Source organism: Thermaerobacter sp. FW80 (assembly GCF_004634385.1).
Lineage (GTDB): Bacteria > Bacillota > Sulfobacillia > Thermaerobacterales > Thermaerobacteraceae > Thermaerobacter > Thermaerobacter composti.
Genome location: NZ_CP037895.1, coordinates 2,141,111 through 2,163,423 on the forward strand (window position 1 = coordinate 2,141,111; position 22,313 = coordinate 2,163,423).

General features: G+C 76.5%; 15 protein-coding genes. 13 read left to right on the plus strand and 2 right to left on the minus strand.

The window, feature by feature from the left end; genetic code table 11:
- The first annotated feature begins 233 nt into the window (after positions 1 to 233).
- The 8 genes from E1B22_RS08900 to E1B22_RS08935 all read left to right on the plus strand — a co-directional run bounded on the left by E1B22_RS08900 (position 234) and on the right by E1B22_RS08935 (position 10,894).
- Positions 234 to 1,643 (plus strand): glycosyl hydrolase family 18 protein, encoded by a 1,410-nt coding sequence (locus E1B22_RS08900; RefSeq protein ID WP_243123283.1) that lies wholly within the window; start codon positions 234 to 236, stop codon positions 1,641 to 1,643.
- Positions 1,644 to 1,823: 180 nt separating this feature from the next.
- A complete protein-coding gene (locus tag E1B22_RS08905) occupies positions 1,824 to 2,963 on the plus strand; it encodes an acyl-CoA dehydrogenase family protein (protein WP_135226062.1) in 1,140 nt (379 codons plus the stop codon).
- Between the two features lie 208 nt (positions 2,964 to 3,171).
- Positions 3,172 to 4,122, plus strand: coding sequence for a hydroxymethylglutaryl-CoA lyase (locus E1B22_RS08910; protein ID WP_135225365.1), 951 nt, complete (start codon positions 3,172 to 3,174; stop codon positions 4,120 to 4,122).
- A gap of 27 nt (positions 4,123 to 4,149) precedes the next feature.
- The gene (locus E1B22_RS08915; RefSeq protein WP_243123284.1) at positions 4,150 to 5,439 is read left to right on the plus strand and encodes a D-alanyl-D-alanine carboxypeptidase family protein; all 1,290 of its coding nucleotides are present in this window, start codon (positions 4,150 to 4,152) and stop codon (positions 5,437 to 5,439) included.
- Between the two features lie 75 nt (positions 5,440 to 5,514).
- Positions 5,515 to 6,807, plus strand: coding sequence for an asparagine--tRNA ligase (gene asnS, locus E1B22_RS08920; protein WP_135225366.1), 1,293 nt, complete (start codon positions 5,515 to 5,517; stop codon positions 6,805 to 6,807).
- Between the two features lie 214 nt (positions 6,808 to 7,021).
- Positions 7,022 to 8,155, plus strand: a complete 1,134-nt coding sequence (locus E1B22_RS08925) for a helix-turn-helix domain-containing protein (RefSeq protein ID WP_135225367.1) — start codon at positions 7,022 to 7,024, stop codon at positions 8,153 to 8,155.
- A gap of 227 nt (positions 8,156 to 8,382) precedes the next feature.
- Positions 8,383 to 9,900: a D-alanyl-D-alanine carboxypeptidase family protein gene (locus tag E1B22_RS08930; RefSeq protein ID WP_135225368.1), complete on the plus strand. Its 1,518-nt coding sequence runs from the start codon at positions 8,383 to 8,385 to the stop codon at positions 9,898 to 9,900.
- A gap of 106 nt (positions 9,901 to 10,006) precedes the next feature.
- Positions 10,007 to 10,894 (plus strand): polysaccharide deacetylase family protein, encoded by an 888-nt coding sequence (locus tag E1B22_RS08935; protein ID WP_135225369.1) that lies wholly within the window; start codon positions 10,007 to 10,009, stop codon positions 10,892 to 10,894.
- Between the two features lie 176 nt (positions 10,895 to 11,070).
- On the opposite strand, the gene E1B22_RS08940 is transcribed toward E1B22_RS08935, so the two are convergent.
- Together E1B22_RS08940 and E1B22_RS08945 are read right to left on the minus strand one after the other, a co-directional pair.
- On the minus strand, positions 11,071 to 12,915 hold the full coding sequence (locus E1B22_RS08940; RefSeq protein WP_135225370.1) for a ribonuclease H-like domain-containing protein: 1,845 nt from the start codon (positions 12,913 to 12,915) through the stop codon (positions 11,071 to 11,073).
- The gene (locus tag E1B22_RS08945) at positions 12,912 to 15,290 is read right to left on the minus strand and encodes a DEAD/DEAH box helicase (protein WP_135225371.1); all 2,379 of its coding nucleotides are present in this window, start codon (positions 15,288 to 15,290) and stop codon (positions 12,912 to 12,914) included. The genes E1B22_RS08940 and E1B22_RS08945 overlap by 4 nt, the downstream gene beginning before the upstream one ends.
- 529 nt (positions 15,291 to 15,819) lie before the next feature.
- On the opposite strand from E1B22_RS08945, the gene bshC reads away from it, so the two are divergent.
- The 5 genes from bshC to E1B22_RS08970 all read left to right on the plus strand — a co-directional run bounded on the left by bshC (position 15,820) and on the right by E1B22_RS08970 (position 22,240).
- Positions 15,820 to 17,538, plus strand: a complete 1,719-nt coding sequence (gene bshC / locus E1B22_RS08950; RefSeq protein WP_135225372.1) for a bacillithiol biosynthesis cysteine-adding enzyme BshC — start codon at positions 15,820 to 15,822, stop codon at positions 17,536 to 17,538.
- On the plus strand, positions 17,535 to 18,242 hold the full coding sequence (locus E1B22_RS08955; protein WP_135225373.1) for a YigZ family protein: 708 nt from the start codon (positions 17,535 to 17,537) through the stop codon (positions 18,240 to 18,242). The genes bshC and E1B22_RS08955 overlap by 4 nt, the downstream gene beginning before the upstream one ends.
- A gap of 294 nt (positions 18,243 to 18,536) precedes the next feature.
- Positions 18,537 to 19,073, plus strand: a complete 537-nt coding sequence (locus tag E1B22_RS08960; protein WP_243123285.1) for a hypothetical protein — start codon at positions 18,537 to 18,539, stop codon at positions 19,071 to 19,073.
- Positions 19,070 to 20,731, plus strand: coding sequence for an AAA family ATPase (locus E1B22_RS08965; RefSeq protein WP_135225374.1), 1,662 nt, complete (start codon positions 19,070 to 19,072; stop codon positions 20,729 to 20,731). Before E1B22_RS08960 ends, E1B22_RS08965 begins: the two co-directional genes overlap by 4 nt.
- A 27-nt stretch (positions 20,732 to 20,758) precedes the next feature.
- Positions 20,759 to 22,240, plus strand: a complete 1,482-nt coding sequence (locus tag E1B22_RS08970) for a competence/damage-inducible protein A (RefSeq protein WP_135225375.1) — start codon at positions 20,759 to 20,761, stop codon at positions 22,238 to 22,240.
- Positions 22,241 to 22,313 lie beyond the last annotated feature (73 nt).

A 22,313-nucleotide genomic window follows, 5' to 3' on the forward strand; every position in this document is an offset into this window, starting at 1 on the left:
GCTGACGCCCGAGGGGCGGGTGCCAGGCTCCGGCCGCGGGCCGGCGGAGGCTTCGCCGGGCGGGGACCGATCCTGGATGGGGAGGCGATGGCGTGAGCACGGAAGGACCTGGCGATCGCGAGGGACGAACCGGCGGACCGCCCGGCGCCAGGCCGGGCGGCGCGGGCGCCCGGCCCGGGGCGGGCGCGGATGCGGATCCGGGAGCCCACCCGCGGCCTCCGAGGGGCGGTGCGATGGACGGCCCCGACGGCCCGGGCCGGGGAGCCGGGCCGCCGCAGGCGGCCGGTCCCGCGGATCCGCGGCGGGAGGCGGCCGGTCCCACGGATCCGCGGCGGGAGGCGGACGGTGCCGCGGATCCGCGGCGTACCGGCGGCGAGGCGGAGCCGGCCGGCGCCGCACCCGGCGGCCGCCGGCCGCCGGCGGCCGGAGCCGGGGTCGGACGGGTGCTCCAGGGCTGGTGGCGCCGCACGGCCGCCGGCGCCGGCCAGGGGTGGCAGGCGCTGGGCGGCTGGCGCGGCATCGCCCAGCGGCTGCGCACGGACCGGCGCTGGCAGGTGGGCGCCGTGGCCGTGGGCATCCTCCTGCTGATCCTCGCGACGCTGCCCGGCGGGGGATCGCCCCAGGGGCAGCCGCCCCTGCGCAAGCCGGCCGGGCTGACGCGGCCGGAGGTCCTGGGCTTCTTCGAGAACGGGTGGTCGCCAATCTTCGGCGACTCCTTCCCCTCGGTCCGGAAGCGGCCGGATCTCCTGGACAGCATCAGCCCCTTCTGGTACTCGATCCGCTCCGACGGCAGCCTGTGGCCCCAGGAGATCCGCCAGGAGGTCATCGACTTCGCCCGCCAGCACGGCATCCGCATGATCCCGCTCTTCAACCTGCTGCAGAGCGGCGGCAACGAGGCCGGGTTCCTCGTGGATCCCGCCGCCCGGTCCCGGGCGGTGCAGGCCATCGTGGCCGAGGTGCGCCAGCGCGGTTACGACGGCGTCAACATCGACTTCGAGCTGCTGCCGCCGGAGGCGGAGCCCCTGATGTCCGCCTTCATCCGGGAACTGGACCGGGCGCTGCCCACCGACAAGCGGCTGGACATCGCGGCGTTCCCCAAGGTGGACGTGGACCCGTCGGTCCACGGGGGGCACAACTGGCGGGTCTTCGCCCAGCACGCCGACCAGGTGATCCTCATGGCCTACGACCGCCACTACCTGGGCAGCCAGCCCGGCCCGGTGTCGCCGGCGGGCTGGGTCGAGGCCAACCTCAAGGAGATGTTGGACGCGGGGATCCCGGGCGGGAAGATCCTGCTGGGCGTGGGCGCCTACGGCTACGACTGGCCCGCCGGGGCGGGGCCGGGCAACGAGGCCCACTCGACGCCCGTCCCCCTCTGGCAGGTCAAGCGCATCCTCGACCGCCACGGCATCCGGCCCCGGTGGGATCGCGCGAGCCAGAACCCGCACTTCACCTACACCGGCGAGGACGGACAGCCGCGGGAGATCTGGTACCTGGACGAACGGGTCCTCCAGCAGCGCCTGGACATGGTCCGCAAGTACAGCCTGGGCGGCATCGCCATCTGGCGCCTGGGCTACGAGGACGACGCCTTCTGGAACGTCATCGAGCGGGCCTACGGCCCGCGCCGGGGCGGCGCCGGCCGCTGACGCGGACGCCAGTCCGCGCGGCGCCCCGCGCCCCGGCGCCAGTGCCGACGGGTGCCGCGACCGGCGCGGCATCGGCAGGACACCTCCGGCCGCTTCCGAAACTAGCTATGGGTTCACGCGCGGCGGCGGGCCCTCGGGGGCCCGCTCGGCGCGTTGCGGATGCGCACGGGGGTGGCGCCGTTGGACTTCGAGCTGTCGGAGCAGCAGCGCCTGGTGCGGGAGATGGTCCGGGACTACGTGGCGCGCCGGGTGGCGCCGGGCGCGGCGGAGCGCGATCGCACGGGGGCCTTCCCCGCCGACCAGTTCCGGGAGCTGGGCGAGCTGGGCGTGCTGGGCCTGCCCTTCCCCGAGGAGGTCGGTGGATCGGGCGGCGACACGGTCGCCTTCGCCATCGCCATCGAGGAGATCGCCCGCGGCTGCGCCGCCACGGCCCTGACGGTGGCGGCCCACGTGTCCCTGGGTTGCACCCCGCTGTACCTGTTCGGCAGCGAGGAGCAGAAGCGGCGCTGGCTGGCCCCGGCCCTGCGGGGGGAGTACGTGGCCGCCTTCGGCCTGACGGAGCCGGAGGCCGGCTCCAACACCGCCGCCATCCGCACCCGGGCGGTGGAGGACGACGGCGCGTGGGTGCTCCACGGCACCAAGGCGTTCATCACCAACGGCAGCCGCGCCGACTACGTGGTGGTCGCGGCGGTGACCGACCCGGATCGCGGCCGGGAGGGGATCAGCAACATCCTGGTCCCCCGGGGGGCGCCGGGTTGGCGGGTCGCACGCCGGTACGAGAAGATGGGGCTTCACGCCTCGGACACCGCCGAGCTGGTCTTCGACGGCTGCCGCGTGCCGCTGGACCACCTGGTGGGGGAGCGGGGCAAGGGCCACGAGCAGTTCCTGCGCACCCTGGACGGCGGCCGCATCGGCATCGGCGCCCTGTCGGTGGGCATCGCCCAGGCGTGCCTCGACGCGGCGCTGGAATACGCCCGCTACCGTCGCCAGTTCGGGCAGCCCATCAGCAAGTTCCAGGCGATCCAGTTCAAGCTGGCCGACATGGCGACGGAGCTGGAGGCGGCGCGCTGGCTGGTCTACCGGGCGGCCTGGCTGCGGGATCGGGGCCGGCCGTACCGCCGGGAGGCGGCGATGGCGAAGCTGTTCGCGTCGGAGCTGGCGGTGCGGGCGGCCCTCGAGGCCATCCAGATCCACGGCGGGGCGGGGTACGTGCGCGACTACCCGGTGGAGCGGTACCTGCGGGACGCCAAGCTGATGGAGATCGGCGAGGGGACCTCGGAGATCCAGCGCCTGGTGATCGCCCGCGAGCTGGGGTGCTGAGGCGGCGTGGCGGGGCTGCCCCGCCGGGCTCCGATGGCGCCCGCCGGACCGCGGGTGCCGGCCGCGGGACCGATGGGGTGGGGACCGGGCGCCCCGCCCGGGGTCGCCGGGGCGATGGCCGCCTTCGCCGTGGCCCCTTCGCGGGCGCCTGGGGCGGACGGCTCCCGCACGGCGACGAGCGGACGGGTCCAGGGGGAGGGGATGGGCGGTGCGATGGCCGGAGCGGGTGACGGTGCGCGAGGTCGGGCCCCGCGACGGGCTCCAGGCCGAGGAGCGCGTGCTGTCCACCGACGCGAAGGTGCGCCTGATCGACGCGCTGACGGAGGCGGGGTTCCGGCGCATCGAGGTGACCTCCTTCGTCCACCCGGGGGCGATCCCCCAGCTGGCGGACGCCGAGGCGGTGATGGCCCGCATCCGACGGCGACCCGGCGTGGTGTACAGCGCCCTGGTCCCCAATCTGCGGGGCGCCGAGCGCGCCCTGGCCTGCGGGGTCGACGAGGTCACCCTGTTCGTCTCGGCCAGCGAGACCCATAACCGGCACAACGTGCGGCGCAGCATCGCCGAGTCCCTCGCCGGGTTCGTCCCGGTGGCCGAGCGGGTGGCGGCGGCCGGCGTCCGGCTCACGGGCTACGTGGTCACGGCCTTCGGCTGCCCGTACGAGGGGGACGTGCCGGAGGAACGGGTGGAGCGCATCGTGGCGGCCTACCGCGACCTGGGGGCGGTGGCCGTCTACCTGGGCGACACCACCGGCATGGCGAACCCCGCCCAGGTGTACCGCCTGTGCACCCGCCTGCGCGGGCGCTTTCCGGACCTGGAGCTGGGGCTGCACTTCCACAACACCCGCGGGGCGGCCCTGGCCAACGTGGTGGCGGGATTGCAGGCGGGCGTCACCGTCTACGACGGGGCGGTGGGCGGGCTGGGGGGGTGTCCCTACGCGCCGGGGGCCACGGGCAACGTGGCCACCGAGGACCTGGTGCACATGCTCGAGGAGATGGGGATCGCCACGGGGGTCGACCTGGATCGATTGCTGGCGGCGGCTCGTCTGGCCCAGGAGCTGATCGGACGGGAGCTGCCCGGCTTCGTCCTCAAGGCGGGCAAGCGCAGCGACCTGGTGCGGGCGGTGCGGGCGCGGGAGGCCGCAGGGCCCCAGGGGGGTTAGCTTGGCGAAGGAGGCGAGGGGATTCCCATGGGGTTCGACGGCGGGCACCCGCATCGGCGGCGGGCCGGCGCCGCGGCGCGGCGCCGGCGGGCGAGGCGGCAGGGTCTCCTGGCGGTGCTGGGACTCGTCCTCGTGCTGACGGTGTTGCTGGCCGGGGGGCCGGCAGGGCCGCAGGCGGCGGCGCAGGAGGGGGCGCCGGCCGCCGCCGCCGCGGCCCCGGCCGATCTCCGGATCCAGGCGCGGTCGGCCCTGCTGGTCGACGCCGTCACCGGCCAGGAGCTCTACGCCCAGGACCCCGACCGGCGCGTGCCGCCGGCCAGCCTGGCGAAGATCATGACCCTCGACCTGGTCTTCCACGCCCTGGAGCAGGGCAAGATCGCCCTGGACCAGGAGGTGACGGTCAGCGAGGCGGCGTGGCGGCTCTCGGTGCAGGCGGGCATCGGCGGGCCCTCGGCCATGTTCCTGCGGGTGGGGGAGCGGGTCCGCATCGAGGACCTGATCCGCGGCGTCGCGGTGGCCTCGGGCAACGACGCCTCCCTGGTGCTGGCGGAGGCGGTGGCCGGCAGCGAGCAGGCCTTCGTCGCGATGATGAACCGGCACGCCGCGGAGATCGGCCTGCAGGCGTCGCGCTTCAGCAACAGCCACGGCCTGCCGGGCGGGGAGCAGCACGTCACCGCGCGGGACATGGCCCGACTGGCCCTGCACGTGCTCGCGGCGCACCCCGAGATCCTCGAGTACACCAGCCAGAAGACCTTCACGTGGAAGGACTTCGCGCCGCAGCCCAACTACAACCGCCTGCTCTTCCGCGATCGGCGGGTCGACGGGCTGAAGACGGGGCACCTCGCCGCGGCGGGCTTCCACGTGGTCGCCACCGCCAAGGAGGGCGAGCGCCGGCTGGTCGCCGTCGTGCTGGGTGCGGCCAGCGACGCGCTGCGGGTCCGCGAGGCCCAGCGGCTGCTGGACTACGGCTTCCAGCAGTTCACCAACACCCGCGTCGCCTTCGGCGAGGGGGGCCGCCAGGTGGTGCCGGTGTACAAGGGGGCCCGCCCTCGGGTCACCGTGGAGCCGGCGGCGTCGCCGGTGGTGACGGTGCCGAAGACCGAGGCCGGCGAGGTGCGCACCCGGGTCGAGCTTCGCGACCCGCTGGTGGCGCCGCTGGCGCAGGGGGCGCGGGTCGGGACCCTGACCATCGAGGACGCCCGCGGCCGGGTGCTGCGCACGGTGCCGCTGGTGACGGCGGAGGCCGTCCCGCGGGGCGGGCTCTTCCGCGTGTTCTGGGACAGCGTGCGGCTGCTCTTCCGCGACCTGTTCGCCTGAGGCGTCGGGGATCGGCGCGGGGCGGCGCGGCGCCCGGGCTCGACGGCAGGATGGGCAAGGGTTGGAGGGATCGACGTGACGGTGACGGTGGCCGAGGTCGGCCGGCACGAGGGCGAGGCGGTGGAACTGGCCGGCTGGGTCTACAACCGCCGGTCCAGCGGGCGCATCGCCTTCCTGCTGCTGCGCGACGGCACGGGCGTCATCCAGTGCGTCCTCAGCCGCGATCGGGTGGGCGACCAGGGCCTGGCGGTGTTCGAACGGCTGACCCAGGAGTCGTCCTGCCGGGTGCGCGGGCGGGTGCGGGCGGACCGGCGCGCCCCGGGCGGCTACGAGATCGAGGTCACCGACCTCGAGCCGGTCCACGTGGCCGAGGACTACCCGATCAAGCTCAAGGAGCACGGCGTGGACTTCCTGATGGATCACCGCCACCTGTGGATCCGCACGCCGCGCCAGAACGCCATCCTGCGGGTGCGGGCGGCGGTCATGGCGCTGGCCGCCGAGATCCTGGCCCAGGAGGGGTTCGTCCGGGTCGACGCGCCGATCCTGACGCCGTCGGCCCCGGAGGGCACGACGAACCTGTTCGAGACCGACTACTTCGGGGAGAAGGCCTATCTCTCCCAGAGCGGCCAGCTGTACATGGAGGCCGCGTGCATGGCGCTGGGGAAGGTCTACTGTCTCGGGCCCACCTTCCGCGCCGAGCCGTCCAAGACGCGGCGCCATCTCCTGGAGTTCTGGATGCTGGAGCCCGAGGCCGCCTTCTTCACCCACGAGGACAACGTGGCCCTGCAGGAGCGGCTGGTGCGCCGGCTGGTGCTCGAGGTGTTGGAGCGCTGTCCCCGCGAGCTGGAGACGCTGGGGCGCGATCCCGAGCACCTGCGGCGGCAGGTCGAGGGGCCCTTCGCGCGCATCACCTACGACGAGGCCCTGCGCATCCTGGACGAACACGGCCTGACCCTGCCCTGGGGCGAGGACTTCGGCGCCCCTCACGAGACGGCGCTGAGCCGGCACTTCGGGCGACCGGTCTTCGTCGAGCGGTTCCCGACGCGGGTCAAGGCCTTCTACATGGAACCGGACCCCGACCGGCCCGAGGTGGCCCTGTGCGCCGACCTGCTGGCGCCCGATGGCTATGGGGAGATCATCGGCGGCAGCCAGCGCATCAGCGACCTCGACCTCCTCTTGCGACGGATCGACGAACACGGCCTGAGCCGGGAGGCGTTGGCCTGGTACATCGACCTGCGCCGCTACGGATCGGTGCCCCATGCGGGGTTCGGCCTGGGGATCGAGCGCACCGTGGCCTGGATCTGCGGGCTCGAACACGTGCGCGAGGCGATCCCCTTCCCGCGGCTGCTGAACCGGCTCTACCCCTGACGACGCGCCCGGGCCGGGCGTCGTCCGGCCGGCGGCGGGCGGCGGCCGGCTCCCGGGCGGCCGGGCGGGGCTCGGGGCGACGGCGGGCGGCCGCCGGACCACGGGATGGGGGCACCGCGGGCAGGGTCCGGGTGACCGGAGCCGGGGGTGGGGGGCGCGGGGCGCGACGGCCGCCGCGCGGGGGGATGGCAGGCGCGGGCACGGGGGTGATGGGGTGACCCTGGAGGAGATCGGGCGGCGTTTGCGGGAGGCCCGGGAGCGCAAGGGACTGACCCTGCACGACGTCCAGGTGGCGACGAAGATCCGGCGCAAGTACCTGGAGGCCCTGGAGCGGGGTGACGACGCCCAGCTGCCCCCGGAGGTGTACACCCGCGGCTTCATCCGGGCGTACGCCAAGCTGGTGGGGCTCGACGGCATGGAGCTGGCCCAGGCGTACAGCCGGTGGAAGCGGGCGCAGTCCGCGGCCGGCGCCGCGGCCGACGGGGCGGGTGCCGCCCCCGCCGGCGAGGGGGCGGCGGTCCCGTCCACCGGGGACGACGAGGACCGCGATGGAGCGGACGCTGCCCCGTCGCGCCGCGCGGCGGGCGAGGGGCGGGTGGCGACGGACGCGGGCGGCGGGGCCCCGGCGGGCCGGGTGCCGCCACCGGAGAGGGGGCCGCAGGTGCCGGAGCCCTGGACGCCGCCGCCCCTGGTCGGGCCGCTGCCGCGCTCGGGCCGGCGATGGCGGCGCGGGGCCGAGGCGTTCGGTGGCACGACCCGACGGCGCGTCGGTCCCTGGGCGCGCTGGGGGATGGCGCTGCTCGGTCTCCTGCTGCTGGTCGGCGCGGGCCTCTACATCGCCGGGGCGCCGTCGGCGCCTGAGGCGGGGCGACCGCCGGCCGGCTCCGGCCCGGCGGGGTCGGCACCGGGCACCCAGCCCGCCGTCCCGGGTGGCGAGGGCGGGGGCGAGACCGCCGGGGAGGGCGGGGCGGCGCCGGGGTCGCCGGCCGAGGAGCCCCGGGTGCCCCAGGTGACGGTGCGTCGGGAGGGCGACGACGTCTACTACACCATCGCCGGCGTCTCCGCGGGCCCGGCGGCGGGTGCCGACGGCTCGCCCCTGACCGTGACCCTGGAGGCGACCGACCGCGTCTGGGTGCGGGTGCGCGATGCGGAGGGACGGGTGGTCTTCGAGCGGCTGATGCAGCGCGGCGACCGGCAGCAGGTCGAGCTGGGCCAGGGGTTGGACATCCGCGTCGGCTATCCGCGCGGTCTGGCCCTGCGGGTGGAGACGGCGGACCTGGAGGTTCCCCCGGAGGAATCGCCGCTCAACCTGCACCTCGAGCCCGGCGCCGCAGCCGGGGCGTCCTGAGGCGGGCCCGGGCCGCAGTCCGGCGGCTCGGGCCGCGAGCCGGCGGGGCTTCACGGCGGTCGCGGCGGCCCGGGGGACGCCGGACCGCCAGTCCGCCGGGGGCGGCGACCCCGGCCGCGTCCGCGTGCGCGTGCCGGTCGAGGGTGCGCGCTGCGCCCTGCGCCGGTCTACGGCGCGGCGATCCGCCATACCCATGGGGCGGAGGCTGGCGGGGGAGGGACCGCCCCGTGGTGCGGCACGCCGCGATCCGCGACGGGCATCGCGACCCGTCAGGGTGGAGCCCTCGGCGGCGCACGCTGCGGCAGGGGTTGGCCGTCCTGCTGCTGACCGCGGTCCTGCTGGGCGGTGCATCCGCCGCCCCGCCGCGGGGTGCCGGGGCCGCGACCCTGTGGCCGGGTCACCCGGCCGTCGCCCCCGTGGAACCGGCCTTGGCCCCGCCAACCGGGCCCGCGGCCGGTGGCGGCGGGCCCGGGGCGGCCGGGCTGCCGGCGGGCTTGGGACGGGGTGCCGCCGTACCCACCCGGCAGGGCGCGCCGGGATCGGCGGCAGCGGAACCCGGGGGCGCCGGTTCGTCCGATCCCGCGCGGCCGGGAACCGGGGCCTGGCGCCCTGCCGTGGGTGCGGGCGCACTCGAGGGATCCGCCGCCGCGGCCTTCATCGCCCCGGAGCGCGTGCCCGAGGGCGTGGCGCCGCTCTGGCGCCACCGGGTGGAGCCGCCGCCGGCCCCGGATGCGGCGGCCGCCATCGTGGTGGACGCCGCCAGCGGCCGGGTGCTCTACGCCCACAACGCCCACCAGCGCCGGCCGCCGGCCAGCACCACCAAGATCCTGACGGCCATCGTCGCCCTGGAGTACGGCAGCCTGGACGACGTGGTGACGGTCAGCGCCCATGCGGCGGCGACCGAGGGGTCCACCATGGACCTCGAGCCCGGGGAGCGCTACACGCTGCGCGAGTTGCTGTGGGGGCTGATGCTGGAGTCGGGCAATGACGCCGCCGTCGCCATCGCCGAGCACATCGCCGGCAGCGAGGCCGCCTTCGCGCGCCTGATGAACGAGACGGTCCTGCGCCTGGGCCTGCGGGACACCCACTTCACCAACCCCCACGGGCTGCACGACCCCGGCCACTACAGCACGGCCTACGACCTGGCGGCGATGACCCGCTACGCCCTGGCCAACCAGTACTTCGCGCGCCTGGTCTGCCAGCCGGAGAAGGTCCTCTGCCGGGGGGACGGGGACTGGGTGCGGGTCCTGAGCTCCACCAACCGCCTCCTCTGGTACCACGAGTGGGTTCGCGGCGTGAAGACCGGCACGACCGGCCCGGCGGGACCGTGCCTGGTCAGCTCCGGGGAGCGGGACGGGCGCCGCCTGATCGCCGTCGTGCTGGACTCCGGCGACCGCTGGGCCGACAGCCAGCGCCTGCTGGAGTGGGGCTTCCGCGCCTTCGCACCGGTGGCGGGCGGTCGGCAGGGCGAGGTCCTGGGCCGGGTGCCGGTGCGCGACGGCATCGTCGCCGCCGTCGAGGCCCAGTTGGCGGGGGATCTCGGTGCGCTGGTGCCGCCCGCGGTGGCGCCCCGGGTCCGCCGGGTGGTGGAGGTGGCACGGGCGGTGGCGGCGCCGGTCGCGGCGGGTCAGCGGGTGGGCACCGCGCGCCTGGAGCTGGATGGGGTGACCCTGGCATCCCAGCCCCTGGTGGCGGCCGCGGCAGTCCCCCTGGCGCCCTGGTGGCGGCGCGCGCTGCCCTGGTGAGGGGGTCGGGCTGCGGGCCTCCGTCCTTGGTTGCGCGGTCGGTCGGCGGGGGACGGGGACGGGGTCGGCGGCCTTGCGGGGCGGGCGGGCGCGGGGAGGGGAGAGGGTGTTCGTCACCCTGGGCCGGTCGGCGCGGGTCTGGCTGGTCGCCTTGGTGGGCCTGGCGGCGGTGCTGGCGCTGGGCCGGGCCGCCCTGCCGTGGCAGCGGGGCGAGCCGGTGGCGCCGGCGGCCCGCGCCAGCGGCGATCCGGTTCGGCCGACCAGCGGCGCCCCGGCGCCGGGCCCGGGCGCCGGGGCGCCGGGCGGCAGAGGGGTCGCCCTGACCTTCGACGTGCTGGAGGGCGACGCGGTGGTGGTCCAGGTGCTGGACGTGCTGGCCTGGCGCCGCGTGCCCGCCACCTTCTTCGTCACCCTTCCGTGGGCCCAGGGGCACCGCGAGCTGGTGCGGCGGATGATCGACGAGGGCCACGAGGTCGGCCTGCGCGAGCCACCGGCCGGGACCCTGCGCCGGGCCTCGGAGCCCCGGGGCCCGACGGGCGGCGCGGCGGATGCCGGGCGGTCCGCGGAGGCGGGGCGGTGGGAGCGCGCGGCGGCGGCGCTGGCCCGTCTGACGGGGAGGCCCGTCCGGTTCGTCCGGCCGGCCCTGGTGGGCCTATGGGCGGGGGAACGGGACCGGACCGGCGGTGCCGGCGCCGGCGCGCCGGACGGCGGCGCCGGGCCGGGCTCTGCCGCCGGCGGGCCGCTGCGCGCGGTGCTGTGGACCCTGGACCTCCAGGATTGGATGAATCCCGGCGTGGACTACGTGGTCTATCGCGCCCAGGCGGCGCAGCCCGGCGACGTCCTGCTCCTCCAGGCCAGCGACTTCGCCCGGCAGACGCCGCGGGCCCTGCCCCGCGTGCTGGACGCCCTGGCCGCCCGCGGCCTCGAGCCCGTCGCCCTCCATCGGCTGCTGGCGCCGCCGGCCCCCGAGGGGCCGTCACGGCCGCGGTGGTGAGGCGCGTCGGCGGTCGGCGGGCTCCGCCCGGGAGGGCAAGCCGGTGCGCCAGGGGGGAGAGGAGCCCCGCGGGTACGAGCCCGGTGCGGACGCCTCGACGGGGTCGGTGCGCCCGGGCGGCGCGGGGGGCTGCGTCCCGCCCGCGCCGGCGGGCGCCGCCCGCCGGCGCGGGCGGGCTAGAGGGCTCGCGCCTGGGTGCCGTCGGGCCCTGCGGTCAGCCGCTGGCGCAAGTGGGCGATGCGCCGTTCCACCCGGGAGGGGGCTGTGCTCCGCGCGTCCCGGCTCGGCGCGGCCCGGGCCGCCGGCGGCGGCGGGAAAGCCGCCGCCGGCGCCGGCGGCGGGGCGCCGTCCCGGCCCTGAGCGGTGGCGGCGTCCTGCGCCCGGGCGGCCACCTCCGGCGGCCGGGGCGTCCCGGCCACGGGCAGCCGCCTTCGCCGCTCCCACAGCCGCTCGGCCTGATCCAGGCAGGCGGCCGCCCGCTGGCGCTGCCCTGCCCGCAGCCACAGCTCCGCCAGGTCGAGCCATGGCTCCACCGGTGCCAGCGGGTGGTGGGCGTCGCACAGGGCGGCCTGCACGGCGACGGCATCGCCCCAGCGCCGTTGCCGGCGGTAGAGGGGGACCAGCCGGCGGGCCACCGCCGCCACCGCCCCGCGGCCGCGGGCCAGGACCAGGGCGCGCTCGTACCACCGCGTCGCCACGTCGGGGTCGATGCGCTCCCACTCCCGCCCGGCGGCCAGGGCCTCATCCCAGCGGCGCGCACCGGGCGGCCCGGCCAGCAGCCAGCCGCCGAGCCACGCGGCGATGCCCACCAGCGAGAGCAGGTCCACCAGGTTGTGGCGCAGGACGGGAAGCAAGGGGTCCAGGGTCTCCGCCGCCCCGTCCCCCGCCGCCGGGACGGGCCCGCGCCGGGCGGGATCCGGTGCGCCGTCCCGCGGCCGGCCGGAGGCGCCGGTCGTCCCCGCAGGGTCCGGGGGAGGGGGCATCGGCGCCTCGGGGTGCGGGCCCTCCCGTCGACGCAGGAAGCGGGCGAAGCGCTCCGGGATCTCGGCGCCCTGGACGTCGCCCTGGCGCTGGACGCCCAGCAGCCGGCTCTCCAGCGCCCGCAGGTTCACCCGCTGCGCCGGCCCGGCCCACAGCCGGCGGGCCGGGTAGAGCAGGTCGAGGTGGCCGGCGGGTGCCGGTGCCGTCCGCCGGTGCCAGTGCCAGCGCGTCTCCAGCATGGGCCAGTCGAAGCCGCGGCCGTTGAAGGTGACCAGCCACGGGTGCTCGGCCAGCCGGCGCGCGATGGCGGCCAGCCAGGCCCGCTCCGTCTCGGGCTCCAGGTCCGGCACCAGGTACTGCTCGACGACCAGCACCGGCCCGACCGCCTCGGCGACGGCCTGATCCTCCGCGGCCCCGGGGCTCCCCGGCCCCCCGCCCGGCGTGCCGGCGCCCCGCGGCTCTCCCCCCCGGTCGCCGGTCCCCGCCCCGCCGGCGTCGAACCAGGCCAACCCCGCGAGGAAGGGGCGGTGGCCGGCGCCCACCGCCAGGCCGGTGGTCTCCAGGTCGAGGAAGAGGAGCTGCTCCACCGCGGCGGGCGCTGGCTGCCGGCTGCGGACGGGTCCCGCCACCGCGGCCAGCACGGCCAGGGAGCGGCGGAGGTCGCGATACCACGTGGCCGGGGTCCCGCTCCCGTGAGCGAAGGCGGCCGGGTAGACCGTGCGCCAGCACCAGGCGGTCCCCGCGGGCGTCGGCGAGGGCGTGAAGGGATGGCCGGGGCCGTCGGCGGCCGGCGGTCCCCCTGGGGCGGTCCCGTCCGCGGCATCGCCTGGGACCGGGACCGGCCCGGCCCCGGCGGCGAGGGAGGCCCCGGCTGCCGGGCTCGCTGTCACGGGCGTGCAGCTCACCGGACCGGATCCCCCGGGCGCCGACCCGGTCGCCGGGGGCGCCCCGCCCCGCGAGCCGGCCTCCGGCCGGCCGCGGGCCTTGAGCACCAGTCGTCCCTGGGCGTGGAGCGCGCGGAGCTCCTCGAGCCGGCTCATCGCCGCTCCCCCTCGCCGCGGACGGCGCCGGGGCCCGGCGGGAGCGGGGCCGGGAGGGAGCCCGCCGCCGGGGGTGACGGCAGCGCGGCCCATCGTCGTCCGGCCGGCGGCGCCGTGGCCTGCGGCGGGGCCAGCAGGGCCAGCAGCCGCCGGGCCGCCGCCTTCGCCCCCGGGCCGCTCTCCGTCTCCGGCCCCGTGCAGGCCGGGCACCCGGCCTCGCAGGGGCAGGCCGCCACCGCCTCCGCCGCCGCCTGCCAGAGCAAGGGCAGGATGTCGTACGCCTTCTCCGCCAGGCCGACGCCGCCGGGATAGGCATCGTAGAGGAACAGCGTCGGCCGGCCGGTGAAGGGCGAGCGCAGCTGCGCCACCGTGCCCAGGTCGCGGCGGTCGCAGAGCAAATAGAGCGGGGCCAGGTGACCCAGCAGATACGCCAGCCCCTGCAGGCCCGCCTGCAGCACCGCGGGCTCCATCCCCGCCGGTTCGTCCGCCAGGGTGACCCAGCAGGCGGCGGTGTGCATCTCCAGCTCGGGGAGGTGGATCCGGCCCCAGCCCACGTTCTCGTGGGTGAACAGCTTGATCTTCTTGAACAGCGTCGCCCGGGCGATCACCGCCACCTCGCCCCGGGACGCCTCGCCGCCGGGCACCGGCCGGCTGGCGAAGCAGTCCAGCACCTTCAGGTCCACGGCCAGGTGGGCGTCGGTGTAGTAGTCCACCCGCACCGGTCGCACGTAGGCCTTGTTCTCGGCGAAGTCCAGCCGCTCCACCTGGTACTGCTCGCCCTCGTGGATGTAGATCGCCTGCTCGTGGACCAGCAGGGGCGCCGAGAAGCGGTCGACCTCGCCGATCACCCGGGCGCCGCGGCTGGTGTCGATGATCACCACGTTCTCCTCCGCCGCCGACCGCAGGCTGATCTCGTGGGCGGGGAAGGTGTCGCTGATCCAGTGCCACCGGTCGCCGGAGCGGTGCACCAGGCCCTGCTCCTCCAGGAAGGTCAGCACGTCGTCCACCGGCTGGTCGCCGAAGCGCTCCCCCGCCCGGAAGGGCAGCTCGAAGGCGGCGCACTGGATGTGGCTGACCAGGATGTACAGGTTGTCCGGGTGGATGAACGCGGCCTCCACCGGCTGCTCCAGCAAAAAGCGCGGGTGACGGGCGATGTACTGGTCGAGGGGGCTCGAGGAGGCGACCAGCACCGCCACGGCGGCCTCCTGGCGCCGCCCGGCGCGGCCGGCCTGTTGCCAGAAGCTGGCCACGCTGCCGGGGTAGCCCGCCAGCACCGCGGCCTGCAGGGAGCCGATGTCGATGCCCAGCTCCAGGGCGTTGGTCGCCACCACCCCCAGCACCTCCCCCGAGCGCAACCCGCGCTCGATCTCCCGGCGCTGGTTGGGCAGGTAGCCGCCGCGATACCCCCGCACCCGTTCGGACCGGTCGCCCATGGCGTGCCGCAGGTAGGTCAGGAGGACCTCCACCGCCAGGCGGGTGCGGGCGAAGACGATGGTCGGGATGCCGTTCTTCAAGAACCGCTCCGCCCAGCGCCGCGCCTCCTGCAGCACCCCCCGCCGGATGCCCAGCTGGGCGTTGACCACCGGCGGGTTGTAGACGATCAGGTGCCGCTCGCCCCGGGGCGCGCCGCTCTCGGCGATCACCCGCACCGGCCGCCCCAGGAGACGCCGGGCGTGCTCGCCCGGGTTCGCGATGGTGGCGGAGCACGCCACCACCCGCGGGCGCGACCCGTAGAAGGCGCAGATCCGGAAGAGGCGGCGCAGGACGTTGGCCACGTGGCTGCCGAAGACGCCGCGGTAGTGGTGGAGCTCGTCGACCACCACGTACTCCAGGTTCTCGAACAGGTTGACCCAGCGTGTATGGTAGGGGAGGATGCCCGCGTGCAGCATGTCGGGGTTGGTGATCACCACCTGTCCGGCGGCCCGGATCGCCCGGCGCGCCGCCTCCGGCGTGTCCCCATCGTAGGTGTACGCCTTGAGGTCGAGGCCGAGCTCGTCGATGGCCTGCTGAAGGGCGGCGTACTGGTCCTGGGCCAGCGCCTTGGTGGGGAAGAGGAAGAGCGCGCGGGACGACGGCCGCTCCAAGATGCGCTGCAGCACGGGCAGGGTGTAGCAGAGGGTCTTGCCCGACGCCGTCGGGGTGACCACCACCACGTCGTCCCCCGCCAGGCTGGCCGCCACCGCCTCCGCCTGGTGGCTGTAGAGCCGGTCGATCCCCCGCCGCCGCAGCCACTGGACGAGGCGCCCATCGAGGGTAGGCGGCGGGGGCGCGAAGCGGCCCGGCTGGGCCGGTTCCACCTCCCAGGCCTGGATGCCCGCCACCCAGGCGGGGTCGGTGCGCAGCTGCTCCAGCACCTGGCTCAAGGTCAAGGGCACGGGGGCCACCTCCAGCGAATACCCGTTCGCTGCCGGCGGGGGCATCCCTGCCGGGCGCGGGGTCGCCGGCGGTCCAGGCCCCGGGGGTGCCGCCGGGCCCGCCGCCCGGGCCGCCGCGGTGGGGCGCCGGCGAGCGCGCGGGAACGGGCAGCGGTCGGGCTGCCCTGAGGGCGCGCAGCCGGGCAGCGACGCGGGCTGCGGCGAACGGGCGGAGCCGGGCAGCGATGCGGGCCGCGGCGAGCGCGTGGAGCCGGGCAGCAATGCGGGCCGCGGCGAACGGCGGATTCGGGGACGCCGCCTGGGCGTGGTTCCGCGCCCGCGGCCGGCCGTAGGCGCGGGCCGGGGTCCCGACGGCGGCGCGGCGTGCCGGTCCGCCGCCGGCCGTGCCGTCACCCCCGGGGTCTCCCCGTCTGGCGGCCGGGGGAGGCATCCCCCGGCCGCCGGCGAAATCCCACCGGGGTGCGGCGATGGACCAGGGCGCCCCGGCGCACGGGGACCGACGCCACCGACGAGGGGAAGGGACCGCCCGGTGCAGATCCAGTCCTTGGAACGGCTGGAGTGGGTCTATCCGGAGTTCTTCGTCCACTACCAGCGCGACTTCGCCCGCGTGCAGTCGTTCTTCAACTACGATCCGTCCGACGAGACGGCCTTCGCGCGCCGCGCCGAGGCGCTGGCGCGGTCGCCCCACCAGCCCCCGCGGGAGGTGGTCGCCCAGGCGCTGGTGGCCTACAACGCGTCCCTGGATGCCGACGAGCCGGCCTTGGAGGCCGCCCGCCGGCTGGCCGACCCGCGGGCCCTGGTGGTGGTGGGCGGTCAGCAGCCGGGCCTGGCCACGGGCCCGCTCTACACGGTCTACAAGGCCGTGGGCATCCTGCGCTGGGCGCGCCAGATCGAGGCCGCCCTCGGGCGCCCGGTGATCCCGGTCTTCTGGTTGGCGACCGAGGACCACGACCTGGCGGAGTGCAACCAGCTCCACGTGCTGGACGAACGCGGCCGCCTGCATCGCCTGGCGCTGCCCCTCCCGGCTGCCGTCGCCGGCGGGCAGCCGCCCGTGGGCACCCTGCCGCTGCCGCCCGCCGCCCGGGCGCTGGTGGCCGAGGTGGCGCGCCTCGCCGGCGTGCCCGCCGATCATCCCGCCCTGGAGGTGCTGGAGGACGCCCGCCAGCGGGCGGCGACCCTGGGCCAGTGGGTCGGCCGTCTCATGGCCCGGCTGTTCGGCCGCGACGGGCTGGTGCTGCTGGACCCCATGGACCCCACGCTCCGCCGGCTGAGCCGGCCGCTGTTGCAGCGGGCCGTGGTGCGGCGGGAGGCGATCCACCGCGAGCTCGCCGCGGCGGCGGCGCGCCTGCGGCGGCGCGGCTACCCGCCCGCCCTGGACGTGGACCCGGCCCACGCCAACCTGTTCTACTTCGACGGCCGGCGGCGGGCGGCGCTGCTCTGGCAAGGAGGCCGGTTCCGTGATCGGCAGGGGCGCGTGGCGTTCTCCCCGGCGGAGCTGGCGCGGGAGCTGGAGTCCCGGCCGGAGGCCTTCAGCCCGAACGTGGTGCTGCGCCCGCTGGTCCAGGACTGGCTGCTGCCCGTGGTGGGCTTCGTCGTCGGGCCGGGTGAGGCCCAGTACCTGGCGCAGATGCGCGACGTGTACCCCCTCTTCGGGCTGGAGATGCCGGTGCTGTTGCCCCGCCCCGGCTTCACGCTGGTCGAGCCCGCGGCGGTGGACCGGCTCCAGCGCTACCGGGCCACGGTGGGGGAGGTGCTCCAGGATCCGGAAGGGCTGCGCCGGCGGGTCCTGGAGGGGCTCGACCCCCTGGGCATCGACGCCCGCTTCGCCGAGCTGCGGCAACGGATCAAGGCGCTCTACGCGGACCTGCTGGACGACCTGGAGCGGGTGCGGCCGGAGCTGCGCGCCCTCGGCCAGGAGAACCTGGGTCGCATCCTGATGCAGGTGGACTACCTGCACCGCAAGACGTGGCAGCACCACCGGCGCCGGCACCGGGAGGTGATGCGGGACCTGGACTGGCTGGAGGGCAGCCTGCGGCCCCTGGGCCAACCCCAGGAGCGGGTGCACAACGTCTTCCCCTACCTCCTGCGGTTCGGGGAGCGCTGGCTGCGCACGCTGCTGCGCGCAGCCAGCCCCGGCGGCCACCAGCTGGTCTTCCTCGATCCGCCCGCCCCGTCCCTGGCGGCCGAGTCCCGGGGGCCGGAAGCCCACCGAGCTCCGGTGGATGCGGGGAGGCCGGCGGTGGGGTGAGCATCCGGGGCCGCCCGGCGGGAGGCGCGTCGTCTGGGCGGCCGGTGTGGCCGGCGCCGGCCGGCGGCCCGTCCGCCTTCCGCTCGGTGCGCCGCGAGGCCGAGGTCGGGCTGGCCATCCGACGGTCGCGTTTCGTCGCCCACGTGGCGCCGGTGGACGGGGTCGCCGAAGCCCGGGCATGGCTGGAGGCGGCGCGAGCCCTCCACCCCCGGGCGACGCACCATGTCCCCGCCTTCGTGGCTGGGTTCCGCGGCGAGGAGCGCTGGTGCAGCGACGGCGGCGAGCCGCCGGGCACGGCGGGGCGTCCGGTCCTCGAGGTCCTGGAGCGCCAGGGCGTGGTGCAGGTGGCGGTCCTCGTCGCCCGCTACTTCGGCGGGACCAAGTTGGGGGCCGCAGGGCTGGTGCGCGCGTACGCCGACGCCTGTGCAGCGGGGCTGCGGGAGGCCGGGCTGGTGACCTTCCGCCGCGGGCGGCGAGGGCGCGTGGTCGCACCCTATGCGACCTATGGGCCGCTGCGGGCGTGGCTCCAAGGGCGGGGAGTCCGGGTCCTGGCCGAGGGATTCGGCGTGCACGTGACGCTGGAGCTCTGGGTGCCCGAGGACCAGGTCGCCGCCCTGGCGACCGAGGTGGCCGACCGTTCCGCGGGGGCCGCGCGCTGGGAACCCGGTCCGTGGGAGTATCGTGCGGCGGATGCCGTCGGCTGAGGGCGGGCGGCGAGGCCGGCCATGCAGCCGGGAGGGGTGCCATCCCGCCGAGGCCTGGGCCGCGAGGGGCCGGAAGGCCCTGGCTCCGGGCGCGCGCTGAGGGGTGCTATAATGAATCTGCTTGGAAAGGGAATGAACCTGCTTGGAAAGGGCTTGCTTCACCATTGCCGTCTGCGACGTACCCCCCGTCGGCGCAGCACCCGCTGGTTCATGCGGACTGAATAGCGTTCGAAGGGCTTGGTGCGGGCGCCGAGGAGCGTCTCGAGGCGGCCGACGGACGACGAGGTCGAAGCCATGTTTGGAAAGCCGTTGCAGATCCGCTGGGTGGCCGTCACCGCCGCGCTGACCCTGGGGGTGCTGCTGTTCGCCAACGTGCTGTACCAGGAGCAGGCCAAGGCGGCGCCGCTGGAGCGCGCGCTGGAGACGGTCCCCGGCGTTACCGCCGTGCAGGTCCAGCGGGAGGACGGACGGTGGCGGGTCCGGGTCCAGCTGGGGGCGGTCGACCTGTTGCCGGCCACCTACCAGGCCTTGCGGGAGCGGGCCGACCGCCACCTGGGGCTGGGCCGCTACGAGCTGGAGCTGGTGGACCGGCGGACGCCCGAGCTGGAGAAGGCCTTCTACGAGGTCAGCTATTTCGTCGAGGAGGGTCGCAGCCGCGGCGACTACGCCCGGGCGGCCCAGCAGGTCGCGGCCGCTGGTCGGCGGCTGGGGCTCGACCGGGCTCGGCTGTACGTGGACGCCGAGTTCCTCTATCTCGAGCTGGCGCGCGGCGATGGCGTGCTGTACGCCGTCATGCCCTTGCGGCCCCCGCAGGAGGTGACCGGCCGGTGAGGGAGCGGTGGCGTGAGATCGCCCTGGGGGCCGGCCTGGGCGTGGCGGCGTTCCTGCTCCTGCGCCTGCCGGTGGGCCAGTGGCTGCCCCTGCTGCTGCTGGCGGGGCTTGTGCTCTACGTGTTCCGGATGGGCCTGCTGCCCGGGACAGGCCGCGGTCCGGTGGCCCATGCGGTGGAGGCCACCGGCGTCACCTTCGACGACATCGGCGGCCAGGCGGCCGCCAAGCAGGAGCTCAAGGAGGCCCTGGAGTTCCTGCGTCGGCCCAAGGAGGCCCAGCGCTTCGGCATCCGCCCGATCAAGGGCATCCTGCTGGCGGGGCCGCCCGGCACCGGCAAGACCCTGCTGGCGAAGGCGGCGGCCACCTACACGGACTCCGCCTTCCTCGCCACCTCGGGATCGGCCTTCGTCGAGGTGTATGCGGGCGTCGGCGCCCAGCGGGTGCGCGAGGTGTTCGCCGAGGTCCGGCGCCTGGCGCGCCGGCAGGGCAAGCAGAGCGCCATCCTGTTCATCGACGAGATCGAGGTGCTGGCCGGCAAGCGCGGCCGCCACACGTCCCACCTGGAGTACGACCAGACCCTCAACCAGCTGCTGGTGGAGCTCGACGGCATCCGGCCCGAGGACGACGTCCAGGTCCTGGTCATGGCGGCGACGAACCGGCCCGACCTGATGGACGACGCCCTCCTGCGGCCCGGCCGCTTCGACCGCATCGTGCGGGTGGAGCTGCCCGATCGCGAGGCGCGCGAGCAGATCCTGCGCATCCACATGCGCGGCAAGCCGCTGGCGTCTGACGTGGACCTCGGGCAGGTCGCCCAGGAGACCTTCGGCTTCTCCGGTGCCCACCTGGAGAGCGTGTGCAACGAGGCGGCGATCCTCGCCATGCGGGCCGGCGCCCCCGCCATCGCCATGGAGCACCTGCGCGAGGCCATCGAGAAGGTGATGATGGGCGAGCGGCTGGATCGGCGGCCCGGGGAGGAGGAGCGCCGGCGCATCGCCGTCCACGAGTGCGGGCACGCGCTGGTGGCGGAGATCCTCCGCCCGGGTTCGGTGGCCAGCGTCACCATCACCTCGCGGGGGCAGGCCCTGGGGTACGTGCGCCAGCGACCCGACGAGGACCGGTTCCTCCAGACCCAGGACCAGATGGAGGACACGATCTGCATCGCCCTGGCCGGTTCCCAGGCGGAGCGCCTGCTGCTCGGGCGGCCGAGCACCGGCGCCAGCGCCGACTTCCAGCAGGCCGTCGAGCTGGCCCGGCGCATGGTGGAAGACGGCATGACGCCGCTGGGGGTGGTGGCGCGGGACGTGCTGCCCCCCGCCGCCCTCCACCGGGCGGTGAGCCGCGTGTTGCGCCGGCAGGAGCAGCGGGCCCGGGCGCTGCTGGGCGAGTTCAGCGACGGGCTGCGGGCGGCGGCCGAGCGGCTGCTGGAACGGGAGCGGCTGACCTCGGCGGAGTTCCGGCGCCTGGTGGGGCTGCCGCCCCTGCCCCATGCGTCGGCCGAGCCGGCCGCGGGGGACGGACCTTCCGGCCGCGGGCGGGGCGAGGGGGCGACCGCCGGCGGCCAAGGGTCCGGGGATCGCGACGGCGGCGGTTCCGGCGTGGCGGACGAACCGGGTTCCCGCGGCCGGCGCCAGGCGCCGCGCGACGCCGCGGGCGACTGAGGAGCGCGGGCACGGGAGCGCAAAAGCATGGTCAACGCCGAGATCGTCTGCGTCGGTACCGAGCTCCTGCTGGGCGAGACGGTCAACACCCATGCCGCCTTCCTCTCCCAGCGGCTCGCGGCCTACGGCATCGACGTCTACCACCACGTCACGGTGGGGGACAACCTAGCCCGCCTGGAGGCGGCCCTGCGCCAGGCCGCCCAGCGGGCGGGCATCGTCATCGTCACCGGGGGCCTGGGTCCGACGGGCGACGACCTGACCCGGGAGGCCATCGCCCGCGTGGCGGGACGGCCCCTGGTGCTGGATCCCGCGGTCCTGGCCGGCATCGAGCGGTACTTCGCCGCCCGGGGCCGACCGATGGCCCCGGGCAACCGCAAGCAAGCCCTCTTCCCCGCCGGCAGCCACGTGCTGCCCAACGCCCACGGCACGGCCCCCGGATTCGTGCTGGAGTGGGCGCCGGGCCGCTGGTTCGTGGCCCTGCCGGGACCGCCGCGGGAGCTGCGGCCCATGGTGGACGGACCGCTGGTGCCCTTCCTGCAGCGGTGGTCCCGGTCCGCGGGCGGGGTGCGCCTGCTGCGGCGGGTGCTGCGGGTGGCCGGCCTGGGCGAGAGCGAGGTGGAGCACCGCCTGGCGGATCTCTTCGCCGGCCAGGGACCGGTGACCCTGGCCACCTACGCCAAGGACGGCGAGGTCCACCTGCGCCTGGCGGTCAAGGTGGCGTCGGCCGAGGGGGCGGCGGCCGCACCCGGAAGGAGCGTCCCCGCCCACCGGCAGGGGCCGGGCGCTGCGTCGGACGGACGGGCGGATGCCGACCGCGGCGGGGCCGGGGACGGCGCGGGTGCGCCGGGGACGTGGGCCGCGCCGGCGCAGGGCGGCGGGCCGGCGGCGGCTGGGGGCGGCGCCGGCGGCCGCGAACCCTGGGTGCTGCGGGAACCCGAGGCGCTGCGGCAGCTGGACGCGCTGACCGCCGAGATCCGGCGCCGCCTGGGCGAGCACGTCTACGGGCAGGACGAGGAGACCCTCGAGCAGGCGGTGGGCCGCCTGCTGCGGGAGCGCGGCGAGACCGTCGCCGTGGCCGAGTCCTGCACCGGTGGACGCGTCGCCGACCGGCTGACCGACGTACCCGGCAGCTCCGCCTACGTGCTGGCCGGCGTGGTCGCCTACGCCAACCAGGCCAAGGTGCAGGCGCTGGGCGTCAGCCCCCACGACCTGACGCGGTTCGGTGCGGTCAGCGAGCCGGTGGCCCGCGCCATGGCGACGGGGGTCCGCCGGTTCTTCGGCGCCGACTGGGGCGTGGCCACCACGGGCATCGCCGGCCCGGGGGGAGGGACGCCGGAGAAGCCCGTGGGAACGGTCTACGTGGCGGTGGACGGGCCGGGCGGCACCCGGGTCGAGCGCCACCGCTGGGCCGGGGACCGGCAGGCGGTCAAAACCCGGACGGCGCAAGCGGCGCTGCTCCTGCTCTACCGCGCGTTGGTGCGCGCCGGACCCTCCGCCCGGGGCCGCTGACCGCGCAGCCCAGACCGGCCGAATCCCGGGGCCCCGGGCGGCCGTCCCGGCGCCGAGGCGCGGCCGTCGCCGC